Genomic DNA, 26341 nt, shown 5'->3' on the forward strand with positions numbered 1-26341 from the left:
CCGCCCCGCGGCACCCGCCGCACCCAGGGGCACGTGGCAGGGCCAGGCGCTGGCCCGCACCACGACTCCACCGCCATCATTCAGGAGCAGCAGTGAAGCGCAGCAAGAATCTTCGCAACGCGGACGCGAAGATCGACCGGGAGCGTCTGTACGCCCCGCTCGAGGCCGTCCGTCTGGCCAAGGAGACCTCCACGGCCAAGTTCGACGCGACCGTCGAGGTCGCCATGCGTCTGGGTGTCGACCCGCGCAAGGCCGACCAGATGGTCCGTGGCACCGTGAACCTTCCGCACGGCACCGGTAAGACCGCCCGGGTCCTGGTCTTCGCGACCGGCGACCGTGCTGCGGCCGCGGAAGCCGCGGGCGCCGACATCGTCGGCTCCGACGAACTGATCGACGAGGTCTCCAAGGGCCGTCTGGACTTCGACGCCGTCGTCGCCACGCCGGACCTCATGGGCAAGGTCGGCCGCCTCGGCCGCGTGCTCGGTCCCCGTGGTCTGATGCCGAACCCGAAGACCGGCACCGTCACCCCGGATGTCGCCAAGGCTGTCACCGACATCAAGGGCGGCAAGATCGAGTTCCGCGTGGACAAGCACGCGAACCTCCACTTCATCATCGGCAAGGTGTCCTTCGACGACGCCAAGCTGGTGGAGAACTACGCCGCGGCGCTGGAAGAGATCAACCGTCTCAAGCCGTCCGCCGCCAAGGGCCGGTACATCAAGAAGGCCACCATCACCACCACGATGGGCCCCGGTGTGCAGGTCGACGCCAACCGCACCCGCAACCTCCTCGTCGAGGAGGACCCGGCCGCCGTCTGACACTGACGACGCCGCGCGTTCGCGTACGTCTGGCCCCGTACCTCACCGAGGTGCGGGGCCCGACGCATGTCCGGGCAACGGACGGCCGCGGGCGGCCGGGGCGGCGCGAGGGCGGAGTGGCGGCCGATACCGGGCCCGTACGGGCGTCGCGGGCGGTTCGGGGCGTCGCCGGGCGTTTGGGGCGCCTCCGGGCCCGGCAGCGGGCACTGTCAGCCCCCTGCACTACGCTCACTCGCAGTCGTAAAGCTGATCTACAACGGGGAGAGTTCACGTGCGTACTGCGCGGATCACCGCGGCCGCGGCCGCCGGCGTCGTCATGCTGGCCGGACTGACCGCCTGCGGCGGAAAGGACGGCGGCAACAAGGCGGGCGGCGACGGCGCGGGCGGCTCGCCGGTCCAGGCCGCCGCCGCGGCCCTGCGGACGGCGTCCGAGAAGACCGGTTCGGAGAAGTCGGCCAAGGTCGAGAGCACGACCAAGCAGGGCGGCACGACCCAGTCCATGAAGGGCGGGATGGACTGGTCCCAGGGCATGCGGATGAACGTCGAGACGACCGGCCAGGGCGGCCTGGGCGGCAACAAGCCCATGCAGGGCCTCTACACACCGGAGGCGATGTACCTCAAGCTCGGGCTCGGCGGCAAGCCCTGGATGAAGTACGACTACGACGCCATGGCCAAGAAGAGCCCGGTCTTCGCGCTGCTCAAGGACCAGATGCAGAACAACAACCCGTCGCGGTCCGTGGGCCTGCTCCTCGCGACGGGCAAGGCGAAGAAGGTCGGCACGGAGGACGTGCGCGGCGTCAAGGCGACCCACTACACCGCCACCTTCGACGTGGCCGAGCTGACCCGCATGCAGGCCTCCAAGGACTTCAGCGAGAAGGACATGAAGTCGATGGAGGCGGCGCTGAAGCAGAACGGCACCAAGGACGAGACCATCGACCTGTGGATCGGCCCCGACGACCTGCTCGTCAAGAAGACCGAGAAGATGCAGAACAAGCAGGGCGGCTACGAGAGCACGGTCTTCTACTCGGACTACGGCACCAAGGTCTCCGTCGAGGAGCCGCCGGCCTCGCAGGTCAACGACGCGGCCAAGCTCAGCTCCGGCGCCATGGGCGGCGGCCTGGCGGGCTGACGCCGCCGACACCCGCCGTTCGCGGGCCCGGCGCGCCGCGCGCCGCCGGGCCCGGGGACGGATTTGCCTGCGCCTCGCCCGTTCGCGTACCGTAGCGAGGAAGCCAAAGACCGCTGGTTGTCTCCGCGCGCCTGTATGGGCGTGCGGAACCGAAGGATCCGCTAGCTGCGGACGGCCTGCGCAGGTGGACGAGGAAGATCTCCCGGAAGAACTCCGTTTCGACCGGTTGAGCCATGCCCCGTGCGCTTGCGCCGGGGCGTTTGTTTTGCCCAGCCCCTTCTGCGCGGTCCTCATCACCCGGAAGGAGGCCGAGGCTCATGGCGAGGCCCGACAAGGTCGCAGCCGTCGAGGAGATCACGGAGAAGCTCCGTAACTCCAACGCCGCTGTTGTGACCGCGTACACCGGACTGTCCGTCGCTCAGCTCAAGCAGCTGCGCCGTTCGCTCGGTGACAACGCTCAGTACCGTGTGGTGAAGAACACGCTGACCAAGATTGCGGCCAATGAGGCCGGGATCACGCTGGACGAGCACCTCAAGGGCTCGACGGCCGTCGCCTTCGTGACCGGTGACCCGGTCGAGGCGGCGAAGGGTCTTCGTGACTTCGCCAAGGAGAACCCCTCTCTCGTCATCAAGGGCGGTGTCCTTGAAGGCAAGGCACTGTCCGCCGACGAGATCAAGAAGCTTGCGGACCTCGAGTCCCGCGAGGTTCTGCTCGCCAAGCTGGCGGGTGGCATGAAGGCGTCCATGGCCAAGGCCGCGGCGACCTTCCAGGCCCCGCTCACGAAGATGGTCCGCACCGCGGAAGCTCTTCGCAGCAAGGTCGAGCAGGGCGGTGCCGGTGAGCCGGCTCCCGCCGCGGCTGCGGAGTAACCACTCCCCAGTCCAGCGGGCACGTCTGCTCAGCACGCCCGCCGCAATGTACATCCGGCACCAGCCGAATTAGTGGAAGGACCGCCACCATGGCGAAGCTCACCCAGGACGAACTGCTCGCCCAGTTCGAGGAGATGACCCTCATCGAGCTCTCCGACTTCGTGAAGAAGTTCGAGGAGAAGTTCGACGTCGAGGCTGCCGCCCCGGCCGCCGTCGCCGTTGCCGCCCCGGGTCAGGGTGGTGGCGAGGCCGCCGCCGCCGAGGAGCAGGACGAGTTCGACGTCATCCTCACCGGCGCCGGCGACAAGAAGATCCAGGTCATCAAGGTCGTGCGCGAGCTGACCTCGCTGGGTCTGAAGGAGGCCAAGGACCTCGTCGACGGCACCCCGAAGCCGGTCCTCGAGAAGGTCGCCAAGGACGCCGCGGACAAGGCCGCCGAGGCCCTCAAGGGCGCCGGCGCCTCCGTCGAGGTCAAGTGACCTCAGGAGCCCGCTGACTCTTCGCAAACCTGAAGGCGATCACCCATGCGGGTGGTCGCCTTCGGGCGTTCGGGCCGCGGCTGCACCGACCCGCCCTTCCGTGCGAGTATGGTGATCTTCGTGCCCGCGGACCCGCGCCCCGTGACGATCTTCCAACGGGTGGGGGGCCTTGACGAACCGCACGCAGCGCGCAATTCTCAGGACGCGACGCCAGAAGCGATCCGGGTTCGAGGCATGGATCGCCGGCGAAGAGGGAAGCATCGGGGTGCGCCTCTTGGCGCACGGCTTGCGGCAGGCATGAGACGTTGGGCGTTGAGAAGAACAAAGAGGGGTACCTCCGTCACGGAGGGTGCCGCCTCCCGGAGGGAGAAGATCGGTATCACAGTGCTGGACCGGTCTCCGGAAACTCGCTCTGGACATCAGTGTGCCGAGTGGCTACACTGACCCTTTGCGCTGCCTGTTAGCTGCTCCCTGCCCGTCACCAGGGGCATACCCGAGCCCGAGCAATGCCGACCGAACCGCCCTGACCTGGGCCTTTCCTCCGGCTGTGTTCGGACCGGGACCGGTACGCGCGTAGTGAGTCCGAGCCCTCGGAAGGACCCCCTCTTGGCCGCCTCGCGCAACGCCTCGACTGCCAATACGAACAACGGCGACAGCACCGCCCCGCTGCGCATCTCTTTTGCGAAGATCAAGGAGCCCCTCGGGGTTCCGAACCTCCTTGCGCTGCAGACCGAAAGCTTCGACTGGCTGCTCGGCAATGCCGCATGGAAGGGTCGCGTCGAGGCTGCGCTGGAAAGTGGTCAGGACGTCCCCACCAAGTCCGGTCTGGAGGAGATCTTCGAAGAGATCTCCCCGATCGAGGACTTCTCCGGGTCGATGTCGCTGACGTTCCGCGACCACCGATTCGAGCCCCCGAAGAACTCCATCGACGAGTGCAAGGAGCGCGACTTCACGTACGCGGCCCCGCTCTTCGTCACCGCCGAGTTCACCAACAACGAGACCGGGGAGATCAAGTCCCAGACGGTCTTCATGGGCGACTTCCCGCTCATGACCAACAAGGGCACCTTCTGCATCAACGGCACCGAGCGTGTCGTCGTCTCGCAGCTGGTCCGCTCGCCGGGTGTCTACTTCGACAGCCAGATCGACAAGACCTCCGACAAGGACATCTTCACCGCCAAGATCATCCCGTCCCGGGGTGCCTGGCTGGAGATGGAGATCGACAAGCGCGACATGGTCGGCGTGCGCATCGACCGCAAGCGCAAGCAGTCGGTGACCGTCCTCCTCAAGGCCCTCGGCTGGACGACCGAGCAGATCCTCGAGGAGTTCGGCGAGTACGAGTCCATGCGCGCCACCCTGGAGAAGGACCACACCCAGGGCCAGGACGACGCGCTGCTCGACATCTACCGCAAGCTGCGTCCGGGCGAGCCGCCGACGCGCGAGGCCGCGCAGACGCTGCTGGAGAACCTCTACTTCAACCCGAAGCGCTACGACCTGGCGAAGGTCGGCCGCTACAAGGTCAACAAGAAGCTCGGCGGTGACGAGCCGCTCGACGCGGGCGTGCTGACCACCGACGACATCATCGCCACGATCAAGTACCTGGTGAAGCTCCACGCGGGCGAGACCGAGACGATCGGCGAGAACGGCACGGAGATCGTCGTCGAGACCGACGACATCGACCACTTCGGCAACCGCCGTCTGCGCAACGTCGGCGAGCTGATCCAGAACCAGGTCCGTACGGGTCTCGCCCGTATGGAGCGCGTCGTGCGCGAGCGCATGACCACCCAGGACGTCGAGGCGATCACGCCGCAGACCCTGATCAACATCCGGCCGGTCGTCGCCTCCATCAAGGAGTTCTTCGGCACCAGCCAGCTGTCCCAGTTCATGGACCAGACCAACCCGCTGTCGGGCCTGACCCACAAGCGCCGTCTGTCGGCGCTGGGCCCCGGTGGTCTCTCCCGTGAGCGGGCCGGCCTGGACGTCCGTGACGTGCACCCCTCGCACTACGGCCGCATGTGCCCGATCGAGACGCCCGAAGGCCCGAACATCGGTCTGATCGGTTCGCTCGCCTCGTACGGCCGGGTCAACGTCTTCGGCTTCATCGAGACGCCGTACCGCAAGGTCGTCGACGGCCGGGTCACCGAGCAGGTCGACTACCTGACCGCCGACGAGGAAGACCGCTTCCTGATCGCCCAGGCGAACGCGCCCCTCACCGAGGACATGCAGTTCGCCGAGGGCCGCGTGATGTGCCGCCGCCGCGGTGGTGAGGTCGACCTCGCCGCCCGCGAGGACGTGGACTACATGGACGTCTCGCCGCGCCAGATGGTGTCGGCCGCGACCGCCATGATCCCCTTCCTGGAGCACGACGACGCCAACCGCGCGCTCATGGGATCGAACATGATGCGCCAGGCCGTGCCGCTGATCAAGGCGGAGGCCCCGCTGGTCGGCACCGGCATGGAGTACCGCTGCGCGGTCGACGCCGGTGACGTCATCAAGGCGGAGAAGGACGGTGTGGTCCAGGAGGTCTCCGCGGACTACATCACCGTCGCCAACGACGACGGCACGTACACCACGTACCGCGTCGCCAAGTTCACCCGCTCGAACCAGGGCACCTCCTTCAACCAGAAGGTCGTCGTGGACGAGGGCGCCCGTGTGGTCGTGGGCCAGGTGCTCGCCGACGGTCCGTCCACGGACGAGGGCGAGATGGCGCTCGGCAAGAACCTCCTCGTGGCGTTCATGCCGTGGGAGGGCCACAACTACGAGGACGCGATCATCCTGTCGCAGCGCCTCGTGCAGGACGACGTCCTGTCCTCGATCCACATCGAGGAGCACGAGGTCGACGCCCGGGACACCAAGCTCGGCCCGGAGGAGATCACCCGGGACATCCCGAACGTCTCCGAGGAGGTCCTCTCGGACCTCGACGAGCGCGGCATCATCCGGATCGGTGCCGAGGTCGTCGCCGGCGACATCCTCGTCGGCAAGGTCACGCCCAAGGGTGAGACCGAGCTGACCCCCGAGGAGCGCCTGCTGCGCGCGATCTTCGGTGAGAAGGCCCGTGAGGTCCGTGACACCTCGCTGAAGGTCCCGCACGGCGAGATCGGCAAGGTCATCGGCGTCCGCGTCTTCGACCGCGAGGAGGGCGACGAGCTGCCCCCGGGCGTGAACCAGCTGGTCCGCGTCTACGTGGCGCAGAAGCGCAAGATCACCGACGGTGACAAGCTCGCCGGCCGCCACGGCAACAAGGGCGTCATCTCCAAGATCCTGCCGGTCGAGGACATGCCGTTCCTGGAGGACGGCACCCCGGTCGACATCATCCTCAACCCGCTGGGTGTCCCGTCCCGAATGAACCCGGGACAGGTCCTGGAGATCCACCTCGGCTGGCTCGCCAGCCAGGGCTGGAAGGTCGAGGGCGACGAGGACTGGCAGAAGCGCCTCCAGGCGATCGGCGCCGACGACGTCGCGCCGCGCACCAACGTCGCGACCCCGGTCTTCGACGGTGCGCGCGAGGACGAGCTCGCCGGTCTGTTCGACGCGACGCTGCCCAACCGCGACGGCGAGCGGATGGTCAAGAACACCGGCAAGGCCCGGATGTTCGACGGCCGTTCCGGTGAGCCGTTCCCGGACCCGATCTCGGTCGGGTACATGTACATCCTGAAGCTCCACCACCTGGTCGACGACAAGCTGCACGCGCGTTCGACCGGCCCGTACTCGATGATCACCCAGCAGCCGCTGGGTGGTAAGGCCCAGTTCGGTGGCCAGCGCTTCGGTGAGATGGAGGTGTGGGCGCTGGAGGCATACGGCGCCGCGTACGCCCTCCAGGAACTGCTGACCATCAAGTCCGACGACGTGACCGGCCGCGTGAAGGTCTACGAGGCCATCGTCAAGGGCGAGAACATCCCCGAGCCCGGCATTCCCGAGTCCTTCAAGGTCCTCATCAAGGAGATGCAGTCGCTGTGCCTGAACGTGGAGGTGCTGTCCTCGGACGGCATGTCCATCGAGATGCGCGACACGGACGAGGATGTCTTCCGCGCCGCGGAGGAGCTCGGCATCGACCTGTCCCGGCGCGAGCCGAGCAGCGTCGAAGAGGTCTGACGGGTCTGGCCGGGACCTCCCAGCGAGGTCCCGGCCCCACCCCGGACCCCCTCAGACCATGATTGAGACTCGACCCTGAAAGAGGGATTGACGACAGTGCTCGACGTCAACTTCTTCGACGAGCTGCGGATCGGCCTGGCGACCGCGGACGACATCCGACAGTGGTCCCACGGCGAGGTCAAGAAGCCGGAGACCATCAACTACCGCACCCTCAAGCCCGAGAAGGACGGCCTCTTCTGCGAGAAGATCTTCGGCCCCACCCGGGACTGGGAGTGCTACTGCGGCAAGTACAAGCGTGTCCGCTTCAAGGGCATCATCTGTGAGCGCTGCGGCGTCGAGGTCACTCGCGCCAAGGTGCGCCGTGAGCGGATGGGCCACATCGAACTGGCCGCTCCCGTCACGCACATCTGGTACTTCAAGGGCGTTCCGTCGCGGCTGGGCTACCTGCTCGACCTCGCCCCGAAGGACCTGGAAAAGGTCATCTACTTCGCCGCCTACATGATCACGTGGGTGGACGAGGAGCGCCGTACGCGCGACCTGCCCTCGCTGGAGGCACACGTCTCCGTCGAGCGCCAGCAGATCGAGCAGCGCCGCGACGCCGACCTGGAGGCCCGCGCCAAGAAGCTCGAGACCGACCTGGCCGAGCTGGAGGCCGAGGGCGCCAAGGCCGACGTGCGCCGCAAGGTGCGCGAGGGCGCCGAGCGTGAGATGAAGCAGCTGCGCGACCGCGCGCAGCGCGAGATCGACCGCCTCGACGAGGTGTGGAGCCGCTTCAAGAACCTCAAGGTCCAGGACCTGGAGGGCGACGAGCTGCTCTACCGCGAGCTGCGTGACCGCTTCGGCACGTACTTCATGGGCGGCATGGGCGCGGCGGCGCTGCAGAAGCGCCTGGAGTCCTTCGACCTCGACGAAGAGGCCGAGAAGCTCCGCGAGATCATCCGTACCGGCAAGGGCCAGAAGAAGACCCGTGCGCTCAAGCGCCTGAAGGTCGTCTCCGCGTTCCTGCAGACCCGCAACAGCCCCAACGGCATGGTGCTGGACTGCATCCCGGTCATCCCGCCGGACCTGCGTCCGATGGTGCAGCTGGACGGTGGCCGCTTCGCGACCTCCGACCTGAACGACCTGTACCGCCGTGTCATCAACCGCAACAACCGCCTGAAGCGGCTTCTCGACCTCGGCGCGCCCGAGATCATCGTGAACAACGAGAAGCGCATGCTCCAGGAGGCCGTCGACGCGCTGTTCGACAACGGCCGCCGCGGTCGCCCGGTCACCGGTCCCGGTAACCGCCCGCTGAAGTCCCTCAGCGACATGCTGAAGGGTAAGCAGGGCCGCTTCCGCCAGAACCTGCTCGGCAAGCGTGTGGACTACTCCGCGCGTTCCGTGATCGTCGTCGGTCCGCAGCTGAAGCTGCACCAGTGCGGCCTGCCCAAGGCCATGGCGCTGGAGCTCTTCAAGCCGTTCGTGATGAAGCGCCTGGTCGACCTGAACCACGCGCAGAACATCAAGAGCGCCAAGCGGATGGTCGAGCGCGGCCGCACGGTCGTCTACGACGTCCTCGAAGAGGTCATCGCGGAGCACCCGGTTCTGCTGAACCGTGCGCCCACGCTGCACCGCCTCGGCATCCAGGCCTTCGAGCCGCAGCTGGTCGAGGGCAAGGCCATTCAGATTCACCCGCTCGTGTGCACCGCGTTCAACGCGGACTTCGACGGTGACCAGATGGCCGTGCACCTGCCGCTGTCCGCGGAGGCGCAGGCCGAGGCCCGCATCCTGATGCTGTCCTCGAACAACATCCTCAAGCCGGCCGACGGCCGTCCGGTCACCATGCCGACCCAGGACATGGTGCTGGGCCTGTTCTTCCTCACCACCGACGAGGCGGAGCGCGAGGTCATCGGTGAGGGCCGGTCCTTCGGCTCGGTCGCCGAGGCGATCATGGCCTTCGACAACCGGGAGCTGTCGCTCCAGGCGAAGGTCGACATCCGCTTCCCGATCGGCACCGTCCCGCCGCGTGGCTGGACCCCGCCGGTGCAGGAGGAGGGCGACCCGGAGTGGCAGCAGGGTGACAGCTTCCGGCTGCGGACGACCCTGGGCCGCGCGCTCTTCAACGAGCTGCTGCCCGAGGACTACCCGTTCGTCGACTACTCGGTGGGCAAGAAGCAGCTCTCCGCGATCGTCAACGACCTGGCCGAGCGCTACCCGAAGGTCGTCGTGGCGGCGACGCTGGACAACCTGAAGGCGGCCGGTTTCCACTGGGCGACCCGTTCCGGTGTCACCGTCGCGGTCTCCGACATCGTCGTGCCCGAGGCCAAGAAGTCCATCGTCGCGGGCTACGAGGCCCAGGACGAGAAGGTCCAGAAGCAGTACGAGCGCGGTCTGATCACCAAGGACGAGCGCACTCAGGAACTGATCAACATCTGGACCAAGGCGACCAACGAGGTCGCCGAGGCGATGAACGACAACTTCCCCAAGACGAACCCCATCTTCATGATGGTTGACTCGGGTGCCCGAGGAAACATGATGCAGATGCGGCAGATCGCCGGTATGCGCGGTCTGGTGTCGAACGCGAAGAACGAGACCATCCCGCGGCCGATCAAGGCGTCGTTCCGCGAGGGTCTGTCCGTGCTGGAGTACTTCATCTCCACCCACGGTGCCCGTAAGGGTCTCGCGGACACCGCGCTGCGTACCGCCGACTCGGGTTACCTCACCCGTCGTCTCGTGGACGTCTCCCAGGACGTCATCATCCGCGAGGAGGACTGCGGCACCGAGCGCGGTCTGAAGCTGCGGATCGCCAGCAAGGACGCCTCCGGCGTGCTGCGCAAGGCGGACGACGTCGAGTCCTCCGTGTACGCGCGGATGCTGGCCGAGGACGTCGTGGTGGACGGCAAGGTCGTCGCGTCGGCCAACGTCGACCTCGGTGACGTGCTCATCGACCAGCTGATCGCGCACGGCGTGGAGGAGGTCAAGACCCGCTCGGTCCTGACCTGTGAGTCCGCCGTCGGCACCTGCGCCTTCTGCTACGGCCGCTCGCTGGCCACCGGCAAGCTGGTCGACATCGGTGAGGCGGTCGGCATCATCGCCGCCCAGTCCATCGGTGAGCCCGGCACCCAGCTGACGATGCGTACCTTCCACACCGGTGGTGTGGCCGGTGACGACATCACCCTGGGTCTGCCGCGTGTCGTCGAGCTCTTCGAGGCCCGTACGCCCAAGGGCGTCGCCCCGATCTCCGAGGCCGCCGGCCGCGTGCGGATCGAGGAGACCGAGAAGACCAAGAAGGTCATCGTCACGCCGGACGACGGCAGCGACGAGACGGCTTACGGCGTCTCCAAGCGTGCCCGTCTGCTGGTGGGCGAGGGTGACCACGTCGAGGTCGGCCAGCCGCTGACCGTGGGTGCCGTCAACCCGCACGACGTGCTGCGCATCCTGGGCCAGCGGGCCGTCCAGGTCCACCTGGTCGGCGAGGTCCAGAAGGTCTACAACAACCAGGGCGTGGCGATCCACGACAAGCACATCGAGATCATCATCCGGCAGATGCTGCGCCGCGTGACGATCATCGAGTCCGGCGACGCGGAGCTGCTGCCGGGCGAGCTGGTGGAGCGTACGAAGTTCGAGAGCGAGAACCGTCGTGTGGTCCAGGAAGGCGGCCACCCGGCCTCCGGCCGTCCGCAGCTGATGGGTATCACCAAGGCTTCGCTGGCCACCGAGTCCTGGCTGTCGGCGGCGTCCTTCCAGGAGACGACCCGGGTGCTCACCGACGCGGCGATCAACGCCAAGTCGGACTCCCTGATCGGCCTCAAGGAGAACGTCATCATCGGTAAGCTCATCCCGGCCGGTACGGGCCTGTCCCGTTACCGCAACATCCGGGTGGAGCCCACCGAGGAGGCCAAGGCCGCGATGTACTCGGCCGTCGGTTACGACGACATCGACTACTCGCCCTTCGGCACCGGCTCCGGCCAGGCGGTCCCGCTGGAGGACTACGACTACGGTCCGTACAACCAGTAAGGTCCCGCACGGCAGTGGCCGGCTCATCGGACACGCGCTGTAGCGACAGGGCGGTCACCCTCCCGGGGTGGCCGCCCTGCGGCGTTCCGGCCCGGCCTCACCAGGGCCGGACGGCAGGGGGACGCGCCGCGTAGATTCGTGCGGGGGAACCGTGCGATCTCCTGGCGCGTACTGAATGATGGGTGTACTGCTCAGAATGGGGGAGGTGCTCCAGGTGGCGTTTCAGCCATGGCAGGGCGGGCAGCCGGCGCAGTGGCAAGGCGGTCAGCCGCCGGTCCAGGCGTCGGGGCAGACACCGGCGATGCGCGCCTCGCACGCCGACCGCGAGCGTGCGGTCGACGTGCTGAAGGCCGGGTTCGCCGAGGGCCGGCTTCCGCAGCACGAGTACGAGCAGCGGATCGGCCGCGCTTACCAGGCACAGACCCATGGCGAGCTGCAGATGCTGGTCGCGGATCTGCCGCAGGGCCCGGTGCCGCAGGCACAGTTCGCGCCCTCTCCGGCGGTGCCCCAGACCTTCATGCCGGCGCCGATGCCTGCGCAGGTGCCGACGAACGGCACCGCGACCGGCGCGCTGATCTGCGGCATCCTCACCATGGCGACGGGGGGCCTGACCGGGATACCCGCGGTGATCCTGGGCCACAAGGCCCGTGCCGAGATCCGCCGGTCCGGGGAGCGCGGGGACGGCCAGGCGGTGGCCGGGCTGGTCCTGGGCTGGCTGAGCATCGGCGGATGGGCGTTCTTCCTGCTCTTGATGATGCTGGCGGTGCTTTCCCGCGCCTAGGAAGAACGTCACACGCGCGAAGCCGGCGCCGGCGTGGTACAAGCCGGAGTGACGGTGTCCGGCACACCCGTACGGCCCATGCGGCGGCCCGGACGGCCCGCGGAGCGGAGGTGGAGCCTTCTTCCGTACGGCTCCTGATCGCACTACGGTGGCCGCAGCGCCGGAGGAGTCCGGCGTGTCCTTCGCGTGTGCATTTGTTTTGACCGCAGCCCATGCGGTAGGTACGCTCTGACCTTGTGCCTGGGGTGTCCTCGGGCTGCCGTGCGTGCACTCGTCCGCACGACAAGCCGGGTCTCGACACCGCAATCTGCCGCCGTCCTCGTCCCAGCGAGGGGTCTGCAGTATTCGACACACCCGACCGCGTGGGTCGGGGACTGTTCCAGGTTAGCTTTACCGAGACTGGCACACAGAAACCGGAGAAACGGTGCCTACGATCCAGCAGCTGGTCCGCAAGGGCCGGCAGGACAAGGTCGAGAAGAACAAGACGCCCGCACTGGAGGGTTCGCCCCAGCGCCGCGGCGTCTGCACGCGTGTTTTCACGACCACCCCGAAGAAGCCGAACTCGGCCCTGCGTAAGGTCGCGCGTGTGCGTCTGACCAGCGGCATCGAGGTCACCGCTTACATTCCGGGTGAGGGCCACAACCTGCAGGAGCACTCGATCGTGCTCGTGCGCGGCGGCCGTGTGAAGGACCTGCCGGGTGTTCGGTACAAGATCATCCGCGGCTCCCTCGACACGCAGGGCGTCAAGAACCGCAAGCAGGCTCGCAGCCGCTACGGCGCCAAGAAGGAGAAGTAAGAATGCCTCGTAAGGGCCCCGCCCCGAAGCGCCCGGTCATCATCGACCCGGTCTACGGCTCTCCTCTGGTGACCTCCCTCATCAACAAGGTGCTGCTGAACGGCAAGCGCTCCACCGCCGAGCGCATCGTCTACGGCGCCATGGAGGGTCTGCGTGAGAAGACCGGCAACGACCCGGTCATCACGCTGAAGCGCGCGCTCGAGAACATCAAGCCGACCCTCGAGGTCAAGTCCCGCCGTGTCGGTGGCGCGACCTACCAGGTCCCGGTCGAGGTCAAGCCCGGCCGCGCCGCCACGCTCTCGCTGCGCTGGCTCGTGGGCTACTCCCGCGCCCGCCGTGAGAAGACCATGACCGAGCGCCTCATGAACGAGCTGCTGGACGCCTCGAACGGCCTCGGCGCTTCGGTCAAGAAGCGTGAGGACACGCACAAGATGGCCGAGTCCAACAAGGCCTTCGCGCACTACCGCTGGTAGTCGCTACCCACATCGAGACCGAGAGAAGATTGAGCCACTATGGCTACCACTTCGCTTGACCTGGCCAAGGTCCGCAACATCGGGATCATGGCCCACATCGACGCGGGCAAGACGACCACCACCGAGCGGATCCTGTTCTACACCGGTGTCTCCTACAAGATCGGTGAGGTCCACGACGGCGCTGCCACGATGGACTGGATGGAGCAGGAGCAGGAGCGCGGCATCACGATCACGTCTGCCGCGACGACCTGCCACTGGCCGCTGAACAACGTCGACCACACCATCAACATCATCGACACCCCGGGCCACGTCGACTTCACCGTCGAGGTGGAGCGTTCGCTGCGCGTGCTCGACGGTGCGGTGACGGTGTTCGACGGCGTTGCCGGTGTTGAGCCGCAGTCCGAGACCGTCTGGCGCCAGGCGGACCGCTACGGCGTGCCGCGTATCTGCTTCGTCAACAAGCTCGACCGCACCGGTGCGGAGTTCCACCGCTGCGTCGACATGATCGTGGACCGCCTGGGCGCGACCCCGATCGTGATGCAGCTGCCGATCGGCACCGAGGCGGACTTCAAGGGCGTCATCGACCTCGTCGCCATGAAGGCGCTGGTCTGGTCCGCCGAGGCCGCCAAGGGCGAGATGTACGACACCGTCGACATCCCGGCCACGCACGCCGAGGCCGCCGACGAGTGGCGCGGCAAGCTCCTTGAGGCCGTCGCCGAGAACGACGAAGAGATGATGGAGCTGTACCTGGAGGGCCAGGAGCCCACCGAGGAGCAGCTGCACGCGGCGATCCGCCGTATCACCATCAACTCCGGCAAGGGCGGCGACACCACCGTCACCCCGGTCTTCTGCGGCACCGCGTTCAAGAACAAGGGCGTGCAGCCCCTGCTCGACGCGGTCGTGCGCTACCTGCCGTCGCCGCTGGACGTCGAGGCCATCGAGGGCCACGCCGTCAACGACGCGGACGAGGTCATCAAGCGCCGTCCCTCCGAGGACGAGCCGCTGGCCGCGCTGGCCTTCAAGATCGCGAGCGACCCCCACCTGGGCAAGCTCACCTTCATCCGGGTGTACTCGGGCCGCCTCGAGGCCGGCTCGCAGGTCACCAACTCGGTGAAGGGCAAGAAGGAGCGCATCGGCAAGATCTACCGGATGCACGCGAACAAGCGTGAGGAGATCGAGTCGGTGGGTGCCGGTGACATCGTCGCCGTCATGGGTCTGAAGCAGACCACCACCGGTGAGACCCTCTGCGACCCGTCGCACCAGGTCATCCTGGAGTCGATGGAGTTCCCGGCCCCGGTCATCCAGGTCGCCATCGAGCCCAAGTCCAAGGGCGACCAGGAGAAGCTGGGTGTCGCCATCCAGCGTCTCGCCGAGGAGGACCCGTCCTTCCAGGTCCACACGGACGAGGAGACCGGCCAGACCATCATCGCGGGTATGGGCGAGCTGCACCTCGACGTGCTGGTCGACCGTATGAAGCGCGAGTTCAAGGTCGAGGCCAACGTCGGCAAGCCGCAGGTCGCCTACCGTGAGACCCTGCGCAAGGCCGTCGAGCGGCTGGACTACACGCACAAGAAGCAGACCGGTGGTTCCGGTCAGTTCGCGAAGGTCCAGATCGCCCTGGAGCCCCTCGAGGGCGACGGGTACGAGTTCGAGAACAAGGTCACCGGTGGCCGTATCCCGCGGGAGTACATCCCGTCCGTGGACGCGGGCTGCCAGGAGGCCATGGAGTTCGGCGTGCTCGCCGGCTACCCGCTGACCGGCGTCAAGGTCGTGCTTCTCGACGGTGCCTTCCACGAGGTCGACTCCTCGGAGATGGCCTTCAAGATCGCCGGTTCGATGGCCTTCAAGGAGGCCGCCCGCAAGGCCAGCCCGGCCCTGCTGGAGCCGATGATGAAGGTCGAGGTGACGACGCCCGAGGACTACATGGGTGACGTCATCGGCGACATCAACTCGCGTCGCGGTCAGATCCAGTCCATGGAGGACCGCCACGGCGCCAAGCTCGTCACGGGCCTGGTTCCGCTCTCGGAGATGTTCGGCTACGTCGGAGACCTCCGCAGCAAGACCTCGGGTCGCGCAAGCTACTCGATGCAGTTCGACTCCTACGCCGAGGTTCCGCGGAACGTCGCCGAGGAGATCATCGCGAAGGCCAAGGGCGAGTAGTCCCGTCTCCCCCGAGTCGGAACACGCTTTAGGCTTGACACCGTCTGCCGGGGCTCGTCCCCGCCACCCGCGGGGTGGGCCCCCGGCAGCCGGCACCCCAGCAAAGATCACCTGGCGCCGATGAGTAAGGCGTACAGAACCACTCCACAGGAGGATCCCAGTGGCGAAGGCGAAGTTCGAGCGGACTAAGCCGCACGTCAACATCGGCACCATCGGTCACATCGACCACGGTAAGACGACCCTCACGGCCGCCATTACCAAGGTGCTGCACGACGCGTACCCGGACCTGAACGAGGCCTCGGCCTTCGACCAGATCGACAAGGCTCCCGAAGAGCGCCAGCGCGGTATCACCATCTCGATCGCGCACGTCGAGTACCAGACGGAGAACCGTCACTACGCCCACGTCGACTGCCCCGGTCACGCGGACTACATCAAGAACATGATCACCGGTGCCGCCCAGATGGACGGCGCGATCCTCGTGGTCGCCGCGACCGACGGTCCGATGCCGCAGACCAAGGAGCACGTGCTCCTGGCCCGCCAGGTCGGCGTGCCCTACATCGTGGTGGCCCTGAACAAGGCCGACATGGTGGACGACGAGGAGATCCTGGAGCTCGTCGAGCTCGAGGTCCGTGAGCTCCTCTCGGAGTACGAGTTCCCGGGCGACGACGTTCCGGTCGTCAAGGTCTCGGCGCTCAAGGCGCTCGAGGGCGACAAGGAGTGGGGCGACTCCGTCCTCAAGCTCATGGCCGCCGTCGACGAGTCGATCCCGCAGCCCGAGCGTGACGTCGACAAGCCGTTCCTGATGCCGATCGAGGACGTCTTCACGATCACCGGCCGTGGCACCGTTGTCACCGGTCGTATCGAGCGTGGTGTCCTCAAGGTCAACGAGACCGTCGACATCATCGGCATCAAGACCGAGAAGACCACCACCACGGTCACCGGCATCGAGATGTTCCGCAAGCTGCTCGACGAGGGCCAGGCCGGTGAGAACGTCGGTCTGCTGCTCCGCGGCATCAAGCGCGAGGACGTCGAGCGCGGCCAGGTCATCATCAAGCCGGGCTCGGTCACCCCGCACACCGAGTTCGAGGCGCAGGCCTACATCCTGTCCAAGGACGAGGGTGGCCGCCACACGCCGTTCTTCAACAACTACCGTCCGCAGTTCTACTTCCGTACGACTGACGTGACCGGTGTTGTGACCCTCCCCGAGGGCACCGAGATGGTCATGCCGGGCGACAACACCGAGATGTCGGTCCAGCTGATCCAGCCGGTCGCCATGGAGGAGGGCCTGAAGTTCGCCATCCGTGAGGGTGGCCGGACCGTCGGCGCCGGCCAGGTCACCAAGATCGTCAAGTAATTCGACGGTCGGGGAGACCCGGCAGCTCTTGCGAGCGCTCCGAGAAGCCCCGCTCACCTTCGGGTGAGCGGGGCTTCTCGCTGTTCGGGGGCAGCGTCTTCTGCTTCCGCCCGCGGCTGCCTAGCATGTGCGGGTCGGCGCGTACCCCTTCGGGACGCGACCCTTCTGACGGAAGTGACGCCATGCTGCGCACCATGTTCAAGTCCAAGATCCACCGGGCCACCGTGACCCAGGCGGACCTCCACTACGTCGGCTCGGTGACGGTCGACGCCGATCTGCTGGACGCCGCCGATCTGCTCCCCGGCGAGCTGGTCCACATCGTCGACATCACCAACGGCGCCCGCCTGGAGACGTACATCATCGAGGGCGAGCGCGGCTCCGGCGTCCTGGGCATCAACGGCGCCGCCGCGCACCTCGTACACCCCGGCGACCTGGTGATCCTGATCAGCTACGCGCAGGTGGACGACGCGGAGGCCCGTACGCTGCGGCCGCGCGTGGTGCACGTGGACGCGGCCAACCGGATCGTCGGTGTGGGGGCGGACGCCTCGGAGCCGGTACCGGGCGGGGACGACCGGCGGAGCCCCGGGGCGGTGGCGGCCCAGCCGGCCGTCTGACGGGCGCGGCCGCCTACTCGCGTGAGTGCGGCTCGTCCGCTTCGGAAGGCGCCTCCCGCTCCCGTCGGCACGGGTTGCAGAGGCCGGGTTCGGCGGCCCGGAAGGCGTGATCGCAGTCCGGGCAGTTCTGCATCGGCAGGGCCCGGGGCGGCTCGGGAGCCCGGGGGAGGGGCGGGGGGAGGAGTTCGCGGAGCCGGTGGGCGATGAAGGCCGCGGGATTGTGGAGCGTCTCCGGGAGGTCGGCGCTCAGGATGCGGCGGGCGGCTTCCGGTGAGGCGCCGTGCTCCAGCCAGACGGCGGCGTCCGGGGCGAGACGGCGCACGTCACGCGTGGAGAGCAGGAGGCGGGGGTCGTCCTTGCGCAGGTCGGCGAGGAGGGCGACGGCGGCGGGCGGGGGCTGCGGAGCGGCCGGCGGGGGCGGGTCCGTAGGAGGCCGCGGAGGGGTGGGCGGCGTGGGCGGGGGCGCGGCGCGGGGCCCGGGCGCCCTCAGACGCTTCCGTTGCTTCGGTGGGCGTTGCCCCGGCAGGCGCGGTGCGGACGCGGTCTCGCAGGCGGCCGGGGTGCCTCCGGCGGCGGGCTCCTGGGCGGGCTCCGGATTGGCGTACGAGTACGTGACGGTGACGAACGTGCCCGACTCCAGGCGCTCCTTCACCCGCTTGATGTAGCCGTACTTCTCCAGCTCGCGCAGGGCGGCGGAGATCCGGTCGCGGCCCTCGGGAAAGCGGCGGGCCAGGGTGCGGATGTCGACGGGGGTGCCGTCCGGCAGCGACTGGACGTATGTCGCGATGCCGATCGCCGTCGCGGAGAGGCCGCGGTGCTGCGCGAGATGGTTGCCGATGATCGTGAAGCGGAGGGGCCGGGAGCCGCCGATCTTGCACAGACCGGTGGTGTATCGGCGAACCACGCCACGCACACGCTCGGGGACACTAGGCTGTTTCTCGTCCATCGGGAAAGTCCGTCTTCTTGGTGGGCAGTCCACCAGGAAGGGCTTTTCCTTGGTGGGCGCGTCCACCGGGGGGTTGCTGCTTCCCAGGTGGACCGGCCCTTGATCGGGGCGGCAATCCCGATCAGGGGCCTTTTGCATATGTCAGAGGGTCATGCGGCCAGTGGTGCTGTGGCTGACAGTGCACCCTCCGGCGCAGCGGAAGCGACCATTCCGCCTTGCGATCACCCAGGTGGGTGACGAATGGGGACGGTAGGGGGTGGTTGGGTTCCTTTCCCCCCGGTGCTTTGGCTTTTGGGGCCGCAGCCACCGGCGTCCGGGTCTCCGGTCACCGGTTTCGCCGGCGCCCGAGGGGTTCGGAGCGCGCCTACCAGGGAGGGCGGTTTTCGGCCGTACGCGGAGGTGCGGCCTCCGGGGCACCGGTGACCGGGTTTCCGGGCGCCGGTCCGGCGCCGAGCGTCGCCAGCCAGCCCCGCAGCACGGCCCCGGCCATCCGCTCGGCCCCGGCCCGGTCGTTGCGTACGTCGCCCGGTCCGTCGCCGCCGCCGTCGGGCTGCCGCCGGTGGAAGGCCGCGATGGCCTGGTCGTCGGCCGGGTACTCGGCCCCGCACTCCACCCGGAGCATGATCTTCGCGAGCAGGGCGGTGGCCTTGTAGAGCGCGTGCGGGTCCGGGACGTCCAGCAGGAGCTGTCTGCGGAGGGTGACGGCGGCCCGCACCCCGTCGCGCAGGCTGCCGTCCGCGTACGTCACGGCGTCCGGTACGGGCAGGGCGAGGCCGGGGGCGCACCACAGGGGAGCGATGGCGCCCGCCCCGCTCAGGGTGAGGACGTGCAGCAGCCGCGGCGGCAGGGCGCCCGCGCGGAACTCGTCCTCGGTGAGGACCGTCATGGTCAGCCGCACCCCGGCCAGCTCGGGCGCCAGCTCGGCGCGTACCTGCCGGAGCCGGGGGAGCCGGTCCTGCGGCGCCAGGACGAGGACGTCCAGGCCGCTCCAGCCGTGCTCGTACGTCCCCCGGGCCGCGCTGCCGGTCACCGCGATCAGGTCCACGACGGGGGACGGCCGGGTGAGCCGCTCGCGCAGCGCGCGCAGGTAGACGCCGAGACACGGCGGCAACCCCAGGCTGTGGACGGAGACGGGCTTCGGCGTCCGGAACGTCCAGGCCGAATCGAAGGCCAGGCGGTCGAGGCGGCGCTGAAGGGACAGTTGGGCCCAGGGGGCGGCGGTTCGCCCGGCCGGCGGTCCGTCCTGGACGCGCAGCCGGTCACCGAAGACCTTCCGCAGCTCCGCGAGCGCGTCGGCGTCACGGACGGGCTCGACACTCACCCGATCGAGGAAGGGATGCGCGGCGCAGTACCGGTCGAGGCCGTCGGTGAGGCGTTCGGCCCAGGTCCGGGCGTCGGACGCCGCCTCGCCGACCAGGTGCGCGGCATCCAGGCGGGCGTAGCCGCGCCGGGTACGCAGGTATTCGCCCGCGGCCTCGCGCGCCTGGTCGCTGTCGCCGCCGAGCGCCACCACCCGTACGCGTGAGAGCGCACATTCCGGCACCGCTGGGTACAGCCGGTGGAGGCACTGCCGCAGTTCGTGCTGTACGTCGATGACCGGCCGGTCGCCGACGACGACGGCCGTGTCGAACCGCCCTTCGTCGACCAGGCGGTGAATCTGCTCGTGCAGCCGCCGCCGGTAGTTCTCCAGGAGCCCGTTCGGAGCCGGTGACCGGGCCAGACCGCGCGCGACGCCCCGCGCGGGGTCCTCGTCGTGCAGCAGGACGATGCCGTACTCGCTCTCCTCGGCGGCGTACAGAGCGGCGCGGTACGGGGCGAGCACGGCGCGGGCGTCATCGGCCGCACGCGCCGTCGAACGCTTCTCGCGCACCGCGGCCACCGCCGCCAGCGTCGCCTCCAGCATGGGCAGGCCCTGCCGTACGCAGCGCAGGGCACCCGCGTGCGGCTGCCGCGTGCGCGCCAGGAAGGAGGCGGCGAGCACATCCGCCAGTTCCTGGTACGAAGCGCCTTGGAGCCACCAGCCGGTGCGGTCCGTACCGATGAGCGCCGGCCACTGCGGGACGTGCTCCTCCGCGGGACGGCAGACATCGAGCTGCGGGGCACGGTGGGCCAGCAGCCGCAGCTGCGTGCCCTTCCCCACGTGGGCCGGGCCGCTCACGGCGATGACGCGGGGCGGCGCCGACGGGCCGTTTTCGGCCGGTGGGCTCAGGGGCATGGCACTTCCTCCGGTGGTGGAAAGTCCGGGCGGGGGATTTCGGCAGGGTGGTGTGCATAGGCGGGTGGAGTGATTCCTCGGTACGGGGAACTGTTCGCGAAGGGTTTATCGGCGGGCCGATAATCGGTAGTACGGTCCGGAAGGCGCGCGCAGGAGGCGGCCGGATCCGTCGCTCCGCCTTACGGATGGCGGAGTGGCGGGGAGTACGGGACACCAGGCCGCGCGTGCTGGTCCACGTCCTCGGCGCCGGGCCGGGGGAGGCCGGGAGGGACCCCGCGCCTTCGGCCCCTCGGCACGGGAATCAGGATTCCCTTGGCGGAAGCCTTCAGTCACCGGCTCCCCAGCTTCATTCGGACGGCTTCCATTTCTTGTGAGCTATAGGATTTTGCGGCGAATCGAAAAGGGGAGCGCAGTTCGTCGCGGGGTGTGGCGCGCACGAATTGCCGAACGCCATCCGTCATTTGGAGTAACGTACTGGCGTCGGAGCGTGATGGGTCTGGGAGGGTCGGCGCGCGCCGAGGGGGATCAGGCGTCGCCACAAGAACGTCCCGTCGGCACCAGAGGAGTCAGCCTCTCGTGGTACTTGCTCGCCCCGTCACCCCCGCCGCGCGCGGCGCCGGCCCCGCAGTCGTCCCGGAGCCGCCCGCGCGCCGCGGCCTCCGGGAGCCGTCCGTATCCGCCGACGGGCGGTGAGCGGGTGGTCGGCAGCGAGATCAGGCCCTGCGACCACCCCAAGAAGGACGTACGGCGCGTCCTGGAGAAGTGGGCCGCCCGGGGCTGGGTGTTGCGCAAGGACGGGCACTGGGGGCGCCTCTACTGCCCGTGTGAGGGCCGCTGCACGGTCATTCCCGTGGCGGGCACGCCGCGCAGCCCGACCGCGCACGCCCGGGTGATCGACCGGCTGGCGGCCCGGTGCCCGCTGCCCGGGGAGGCGCCGAACCGCAGTCTGACGGGCATGCCGCGCGGCGAAGCGTGACCACTGCGTCAACTGAGGTGGGCCGTCGGGGTCCGTACGTTTTGCGACAGTTGCTCTGGCAGGGTGCGACAGGTTTTGTCATGCTTTGTCTGTTGACGAACGACAACGGACTCTGCGACCCTGCGGAAGGACTAGGGGGACGCCGCCATGGACTACGACTTCACCTTCGTCGTCACGGGCGCGACCGTCGACGACCAGGACGCCATCGACGCGCTGCGCGAAACCTGTGACGCCCTCCTCGCGCGCGCCGGCGGCGTCGACCTGCTCAGCGTCAGCTGGCCCGGCGACTGCGCCGTACAGGCCGCCCTCGAAGCCGCGTCGGCCATACGGGCCACCGTGCCGCGCCTACGGGTGTGCCGCCTCGACCGCGACCTGGTCGGTATACACGAGATCGCCGAACGCACCGGACGCTCGCGGCAGAACGTCGCGCAGTGGGTCGCCGGTGCGCGCAAGGCCCGGGGCGCGCCCTTCCCGGCCCCCGAGGGGACCGTCGGCCGGTCGCAGGCGTGGCTGTGGTCCGAGGTCAACCACTGGCTCGCCGCGCACGGCCTGGACGACGGCGCCGCGCACCCCACGCGCGAGGAGATGGCGCAGATCGACGTGGCGCTGGCCGGGCGCATCTCGCTGACCTTCCGCTTCGCCACCACCCCGGGCTTCAAGGACGGGCGTCAGCGCGTCATCGACGAGCTGCGCAGCCGCCACATAAGCCGCTTCCTGACCCTGCTGGCGGGGTTCGACGGGACGACGGACGAGCACGGCAACCATGTCCTGGTCGTGGCCGACGGCCGGGAGCCCGCGCGCGGCGTGATGGAGTGCGTGGCGCGCTTCCCGCACGACGCGGTGCTGGTCACCGATACGGACCGGTTCACCGTCACCGTGCTGTCCAGTCGCGGCCCGGCCCGCTCCGGCCGCGTCGTGCCCGTACCGGCCACGGCCACCGTCGGCGAGTGGCTCCGCCTGGTCCGCGATCACCCGCGCGCCGCCTTCGCCATGGAGACCGGGGACCGCCGTACGGAGGAGCCCGCCCGGATCCAGTGGCAGATGGCGATCGCGGCGTGACGCAGCGCGTGGACCCGCCCTGGCCTGCGACAACGCGTCCCGCAGCGGTCGGATTCGGCGTGTCGCCGCCGGGTCCGTGCAATCGGCGCCCCCGGATCGGTGTACGATCTCGGGCTTGATTGGCGGCGTTCGCCGCTCGTATGGCACACTGTCCAGGTTGCTCGGTTGAGTGCCGATGCTGCGCGCCTCCCGCCGGGAGGACTGGAAGCGAGTCCTAGGTATTCGTCGTCCCTTATCAGGGGCGGAAGTACGGGAATCTTCCGGGAAGCGTCAGCGGGGTGCCTCGGCCAGGCGCCCGGTGGGTGTTCATCCCCCACGTTCTCCTTCTCGAAGGATCGCCCTTGCGGAGATCTGCGGGAAGGGGCGCGACACGCCCGACCGCGTGGGTCGGTGGATGAACGGCAACGTACCGGGTCCCAGAGCGTTACGAGAGACAGGACTACGAAGTAGCCATGGCGGGACAGAAGATCCGCATCCGGCTCAAGGCCTACGACCACGAGGTCATCGACACGTCGGCGAAGAAGATCGTCGAGACGGTGACCCGTACTGGTGCGTCGGTCGCGGGCCCGGTGCCGCTCCCCACCGAGAAGAACGTGTACTGCGTCATCAAGTCGCCGCACAAGTACAAGGACTCGCGCGAGCACTTCGAGATGCGCACGCACAAGCGCCTGATCGACATCCTCGACCCGACGCCGAAGACCGTTGACTCCCTGATGCGACTCGACCTTCCGGCCGGTGTCGACATCGAGATCAAGCTCTGAGGGTCGGTGATCTGAGAATGGCTAAGCAGATCAAGGGCATCCTGGGCGAGAAGCTCGGCATGACCCAGGTCTGGGACGACAACAACCGTGTCGTCCCGGTGACCGTGGTGAAGGCCGGCCCCTGTGTCGTGACCCAGGTGCGCACCAATGACAAGGACGGCTACGACTCCGTCCAGATCGCCTTCGGCGAGATCGACCCGCGCAAGGTGAACAAGCCCCTCAAGGGCCACTTCGCGAAGGCCGACGTCACCCCCCGCCGTCACCTCGTCGAGGTCCGTACCGCTGACGCCAGCGAGTACACCCTCGGCCAGGAGCTGACCGCCGAGACCTTCGAGTCCGGCGTCAAGGTGGACGTGACCGGCAAGAGCAAGGGCAAGGGCTTCGCCGGTGTCATGAAGCGTCACGGCTTCCACGGCGGCAAGGCTTCGCACGGTGCCCACCGCGTGCACCGCAAGCCGGGCTCCATCGGTGGCTGCGCCACCCCGGGCCGCGTGTTCAAGGGCATGCGGATGGCCGGCCGTATGGGCAACGAGCGGGTCACCACCCAGAACCTGACCGTCCATGCCGTTGACGCGGAGAAGGGTCTGCTGCTCATCAAGGGCGCAGTTCCTGGTCCGAACGGCGGCCTCGTCCTGGTCCGTACCGCGGCCAAGGGGGCCTGAGGTAACCGATGAGCACCATTGACATCCTTTCGCCGGCAGGCGACAAGGCCGGGACCGTCGAGCTCCCCGCGGAGATCTTCGACGCGAAGGTCAGCATCCCGCTGATCCACCAGGTCGTTGTCGCGCAGCTGGCCGCTGCCCGTCAGGGCACGCACAAGACCAAGACTCGCGGCGAGGTCCGCGGCGGTGGCAAGAAGCCGTACCGCCAGAAGGGCACCGGCCGCGCGCGCCAGGGTTCGACCCGCGCGCCGCAGTTCGCCGGCGGTGGCGTCGTGCACGGTCCCGTGCCGCGTGACTACTCGCAGCGGACCCCGAAGAAGATGAAGGCCGCCGCCCTGCGCGGTGCCCTCACCGACCGGGCCCGCAACAGCCGCATCCACGTCGTCTCCGGCGTGGTCGAGGGCGAGGTCTCCACGAAGGCCGCCAAGGCTCTCCTCGGCAAGATCAGCGAGCGCAAGCACGTGCTGCTGGTCGCCGAGCGCGCCGACGAGGCCGCGTGGCTGTCCGCCCGCAACCTGCCCCAGGTCCACATCCTGGAGCCGGGCCAGCTGAACACGTACGACGTGCTCGTCTCCGACGACGTGGTCTTCACCAAGGCCGCTTTCGAGTCCTTCGTGGCTGGTCCCAAGGCCGCTGAGCTCGAAGGGAGCGCCGCCTGATGACTGAGGCGACCGTTACCAGCAAGTCCTTCTCGGACCCGCGCGACCTTCTGGTCAAGCCGGTCGTCTCCGAGAAGAGCTACGCGCTGCTGGACGAGAACAAGTACACGTTCGTCGTCGACCCGCGTGCGAACAAGACCCAGATCAAGCAGGCCGTCGAGGCGGTCTTCTCGGTCAAGGTCACCGGGGTCAACACGATCAACCGGCAGGGCAAGCGCAAGCGCACCCGCACCGGTTTCGGCAAGCGCGCCAACACCAAGCGCGCCATCGTGACCCTCGCCGAGGGCGACCGTATCGACATCTTCGGCGGCCCGGTCTCCTAACGGAGTCCGAGTCGTCCGGAATCGGACGAGGACTGAGAAATGGGTATCCGCAAGTACAAGCCGACGACCCCGGGCCGTCGTGGCTCCAGCGTCGCCGACTTTGTCGAGATCACGCGGTCCACGCCGGAGAAGTCGCTGGTCCGCCCGCTGCACAGCAAGGGCGGCCGTAACAACGCCGGTCGTGTGACCGTTCGCCACCAGGGTGGTGGCCACAAGCGCGCCTACCGCGTGATCGACTTCCGTCGTCACGACAAGGACGGCGTGCCGGCCAAGGTCGCGCACATCGAGTACGACCCGAACCGCACCGCCCGCATCGCGCTGCTCCACTACGCGGACGGCGAGAAGCGCTACATCATCGCCCCCCGTGGCCTGGTGCAGGGCGCCCGCATCGAGAACGGCCAGGGCGCCGACATCAAGCCGGGCAACAACCTGCCGCTGCGCTACATCCCGGTCGGTACGACGATCCACGCCATCGAGCTGCGGCCCGGCGGCGGCGCGAAGTTCGCCCGCTCCGCGGGTGCCTCCGTGCAGCTGCTGGCGAAGGAGGGCTCCATGGCCCACCTTCGTATGCCGTCCGGTGAGATCCGCCTGGTCGACGTGCGCTGCCGCGCCACCGTCGGCGAGGTCGGCAACGCCGAGCAGTCGAACATCAACTGGGGCAAGGCCGGCCGTATGCGCTGGAAGGGCGTCCGCCCGACCGTGCGTGGTGTCGTGATGAACCCGGTCGACCACCCGCACGGTGGTGGTGAGGGCAAGACCTCCGGTGGCCGCCACCCGGTCTCGCCGTGGGGCCAGAAGGAGGGTCGTACGCGTTCGCCGAAGAAGGCTTCGAACAAGTACATCGTCCGCCGCCGCAAGACGAACAAGAAGCGCTAGGAGCGGGTTTAGATGCCGCGTAGTCTCAAGAAGGGGCCCTTCGTCGACGACCACCTCGCCAAGAAGGTGGATGTCCAGAACGAAGCCGGCACCAAGAACGTCATCAAGACCTGGTCCCGCCGCTCGATGATCGTCCCGGCCATGCTCGGCCACACGATCGCGGTGCACGACGGCCGCAAGCACGTCCCGGTGTTCGTCACCGAGTCGATGGTCGGCCACAAGCTCGGCGAGTTTGCGCCGACCCGCACCTTCCGCGGCCACGAGAAGGACGACCGCAAGTCGCGTCGTCGCTGATCGACCGGAGTGCGA

The 26341-nt window shown here is 68.4% G+C and carries 22 protein-coding genes; 20 read left to right on the forward strand and 2 right to left on the reverse strand.

Translation table 11 applies throughout. From position 1 onward, the window contains the following. Positions 1–92: 92 nt before the first annotated feature. The 12 genes from rplA (at position 93) to panD (ending at position 17555) form a co-directional block, all read left to right on the forward strand. Positions 93–815, forward strand: coding sequence for a 50S ribosomal protein L1 (gene rplA, locus CP984_RS22100; RefSeq protein WP_004571803.1), 723 nt, complete (start codon positions 93–95; stop codon positions 813–815). Positions 816–1086: 271 nt separating this feature from the next. Further along, positions 1087–1944, forward strand: a complete 858-nt coding sequence (locus tag CP984_RS22105) for a LolA-like protein (RefSeq protein ID WP_004571804.1) — start codon at positions 1087–1089, stop codon at positions 1942–1944. Positions 1945–2261: 317 nt separating this feature from the next. Beyond that, positions 2262–2813 carry a 50S ribosomal protein L10 gene (gene rplJ, locus CP984_RS22110; protein WP_004571805.1) on the forward strand — a complete coding sequence of 184 codons (552 nt, stop codon included), beginning with the start codon at positions 2262–2264 and terminating at the stop codon, positions 2811–2813. 89 nt (positions 2814–2902) lie between these two features. After that, positions 2903–3292 carry a 50S ribosomal protein L7/L12 gene (gene rplL / locus CP984_RS22115; protein WP_004571806.1) on the forward strand — a complete coding sequence of 130 codons (390 nt, stop codon included), beginning with the start codon at positions 2903–2905 and terminating at the stop codon, positions 3290–3292. A 606-nt stretch (positions 3293–3898) separates the two neighbouring features. Beyond that, complete coding sequence (gene rpoB / locus CP984_RS22125; protein ID WP_004571807.1) at positions 3899–7381, forward strand: DNA-directed RNA polymerase subunit beta; 3483 nt, start codon at positions 3899–3901, stop codon at positions 7379–7381. Between the two features lie 96 nt (positions 7382–7477). After that, a complete protein-coding gene (locus CP984_RS22130) occupies positions 7478–11377 on the forward strand; it encodes a DNA-directed RNA polymerase subunit beta' (protein ID WP_004571808.1) in 3900 nt (1299 codons plus the stop codon). Positions 11378–11678: 301 nt separating this feature from the next. After that, the gene (locus CP984_RS22135) at positions 11679–12158 is read left to right on the forward strand and encodes a DUF1707 and DUF4190 domain-containing protein (RefSeq protein ID WP_004571809.1); all 480 of its coding nucleotides are present in this window, start codon (positions 11679–11681) and stop codon (positions 12156–12158) included. Positions 12159–12582: 424 nt separating this feature from the next. Beyond that, a complete protein-coding gene (gene rpsL / locus CP984_RS22140; protein ID WP_003948652.1) occupies positions 12583–12954 on the forward strand; it encodes a 30S ribosomal protein S12 in 372 nt (123 codons plus the stop codon). A gap of 2 nt (positions 12955–12956) precedes the next feature. Further along, a complete protein-coding gene (rpsG, locus tag CP984_RS22145; RefSeq protein ID WP_004571813.1) occupies positions 12957–13427 on the forward strand; it encodes a 30S ribosomal protein S7 in 471 nt (156 codons plus the stop codon). A gap of 39 nt (positions 13428–13466) precedes the next feature. Next, entirely contained in the window at positions 13467–15587 is a 2121-nt protein-coding gene (fusA, locus tag CP984_RS22150; RefSeq protein ID WP_004571814.1) for an elongation factor G, read from the forward strand. A 160-nt stretch (positions 15588–15747) separates the two neighbouring features. Next, positions 15748–16941, forward strand: coding sequence for an elongation factor Tu (gene tuf / locus CP984_RS22155; RefSeq protein WP_004571815.1), 1194 nt, complete (start codon positions 15748–15750; stop codon positions 16939–16941). Between the two features lie 182 nt (positions 16942–17123). Next, positions 17124–17555: an aspartate 1-decarboxylase gene (panD, locus tag CP984_RS22160; RefSeq protein WP_004571816.1), complete on the forward strand. Its 432-nt coding sequence runs from the start codon at positions 17124–17126 to the stop codon at positions 17553–17555. Positions 17556–17568: 13 nt separating this feature from the next. Here panD and CP984_RS22165 read toward each other — a convergent pair whose 3' ends face one another. Together CP984_RS22165 and CP984_RS22170 are read right to left on the reverse strand one after the other, a co-directional pair. Then, positions 17569–18459: a helix-turn-helix domain-containing protein gene (locus tag CP984_RS22165; RefSeq protein WP_226048687.1), complete on the reverse strand. Its 891-nt coding sequence runs from the start codon at positions 18457–18459 to the stop codon at positions 17569–17571. A gap of 406 nt (positions 18460–18865) precedes the next feature. Then, positions 18866–20716 carry a nucleotidyltransferase domain-containing protein gene (locus CP984_RS22170; RefSeq protein ID WP_004571818.1) on the reverse strand — a complete coding sequence of 617 codons (1851 nt, stop codon included), beginning with the start codon at positions 20714–20716 and terminating at the stop codon, positions 18866–18868. Between the two features lie 697 nt (positions 20717–21413). Here CP984_RS22170 and CP984_RS22175 point away from each other — a divergent pair. The 8 genes from CP984_RS22175 to rpsS all read left to right on the forward strand — a co-directional run bounded on the left by CP984_RS22175 (position 21414) and on the right by rpsS (position 26326). Then, positions 21414–21692, forward strand: coding sequence for a hypothetical protein (locus CP984_RS22175; RefSeq protein WP_004571819.1), 279 nt, complete (start codon positions 21414–21416; stop codon positions 21690–21692). 147 nt (positions 21693–21839) lie between these two features. Beyond that, entirely contained in the window at positions 21840–22751 is a 912-nt protein-coding gene (locus CP984_RS22180) for a helix-turn-helix transcriptional regulator (protein ID WP_004571820.1), read from the forward strand. A gap of 452 nt (positions 22752–23203) precedes the next feature. Further along, positions 23204–23512: a 30S ribosomal protein S10 gene (gene rpsJ, locus CP984_RS22185; RefSeq protein WP_004571821.1), complete on the forward strand. Its 309-nt coding sequence runs from the start codon at positions 23204–23206 to the stop codon at positions 23510–23512. Between the two features lie 17 nt (positions 23513–23529). Beyond that, complete coding sequence (gene rplC / locus CP984_RS22190) at positions 23530–24174, forward strand: 50S ribosomal protein L3 (RefSeq protein WP_004571822.1); 645 nt, start codon at positions 23530–23532, stop codon at positions 24172–24174. A gap of 8 nt (positions 24175–24182) precedes the next feature. Further along, complete coding sequence (gene rplD / locus CP984_RS22195) at positions 24183–24833, forward strand: 50S ribosomal protein L4 (RefSeq protein ID WP_004571823.1); 651 nt, start codon at positions 24183–24185, stop codon at positions 24831–24833. Further along, positions 24833–25156 carry a 50S ribosomal protein L23 gene (rplW, locus tag CP984_RS22200; protein WP_004571824.1) on the forward strand — a complete coding sequence of 108 codons (324 nt, stop codon included), beginning with the start codon at positions 24833–24835 and terminating at the stop codon, positions 25154–25156. The genes rplD and rplW overlap by 1 nt, the downstream gene beginning before the upstream one ends. Before the next feature lie 39 nt (positions 25157–25195). Continuing rightward, a complete protein-coding gene (rplB, locus tag CP984_RS22205; RefSeq protein WP_004571825.1) occupies positions 25196–26032 on the forward strand; it encodes a 50S ribosomal protein L2 in 837 nt (278 codons plus the stop codon). Between the two features lie 12 nt (positions 26033–26044). Further along, a complete protein-coding gene (gene rpsS, locus CP984_RS22210) occupies positions 26045–26326 on the forward strand; it encodes a 30S ribosomal protein S19 (RefSeq protein WP_004571826.1) in 282 nt (93 codons plus the stop codon). Positions 26327–26341: the final 15 nt, after the last annotated feature.

It is taken from the genome of Streptomyces rimosus (genome assembly GCF_008704655.1).
In the GTDB taxonomy this organism is placed as follows: domain Bacteria; phylum Actinomycetota; class Actinomycetes; order Streptomycetales; family Streptomycetaceae; genus Streptomyces; species Streptomyces rimosus.

What these genes read in the sequence shown, in the direction of transcription:
- rplD (WP_004571823.1), top strand. Translation starts at nt 24,183, where the DNA reads ATGAGCACCATTGACATCCTTTCGCCGGCAGGCGACAAGGCCGGGACC.
- fusA (WP_004571814.1), top strand. Translation starts at nt 13,467, where the DNA reads ATGGCTACCACTTCGCTTGACCTGGCCAAGGTCCGCAACATCGGGATC.
- rplW (WP_004571824.1), top strand. Translation starts at nt 24,833, where the DNA reads ATGACTGAGGCGACCGTTACCAGCAAGTCCTTCTCGGACCCGCGCGAC.
- rplC (WP_004571822.1), top strand. Translation starts at nt 23,530, where the DNA reads ATGGCTAAGCAGATCAAGGGCATCCTGGGCGAGAAGCTCGGCATGACC.
- CP984_RS22180 (WP_004571820.1), top strand. Translation starts at nt 21,840, where the DNA reads ATGGACTACGACTTCACCTTCGTCGTCACGGGCGCGACCGTCGACGAC.
- rpsS (WP_004571826.1), top strand. Translation starts at nt 26,045, where the DNA reads ATGCCGCGTAGTCTCAAGAAGGGGCCCTTCGTCGACGACCACCTCGCC.
- CP984_RS22135 (WP_004571809.1), top strand. Translation starts at nt 11,679, where the DNA reads ATGCGCGCCTCGCACGCCGACCGCGAGCGTGCGGTCGACGTGCTGAAG.
- CP984_RS22170 (WP_004571818.1), bottom strand. Translation starts at nt 20,716, where the DNA reads ATGCCCCTGAGCCCACCGGCCGAAAACGGCCCGTCGGCGCCGCCCCGC.
- rplB (WP_004571825.1), top strand. Translation starts at nt 25,196, where the DNA reads ATGGGTATCCGCAAGTACAAGCCGACGACCCCGGGCCGTCGTGGCTCC.
- rpsJ (WP_004571821.1), top strand. Translation starts at nt 23,204, where the DNA reads ATGGCGGGACAGAAGATCCGCATCCGGCTCAAGGCCTACGACCACGAG.
- rpsG (WP_004571813.1), top strand. Translation starts at nt 12,957, where the DNA reads ATGCCTCGTAAGGGCCCCGCCCCGAAGCGCCCGGTCATCATCGACCCG.
- rplL (WP_004571806.1), top strand. Translation starts at nt 2,903, where the DNA reads ATGGCGAAGCTCACCCAGGACGAACTGCTCGCCCAGTTCGAGGAGATG.
- panD (WP_004571816.1), top strand. Translation starts at nt 17,124, where the DNA reads ATGCTGCGCACCATGTTCAAGTCCAAGATCCACCGGGCCACCGTGACC.
- rplJ (WP_004571805.1), top strand. Translation starts at nt 2,262, where the DNA reads ATGGCGAGGCCCGACAAGGTCGCAGCCGTCGAGGAGATCACGGAGAAG.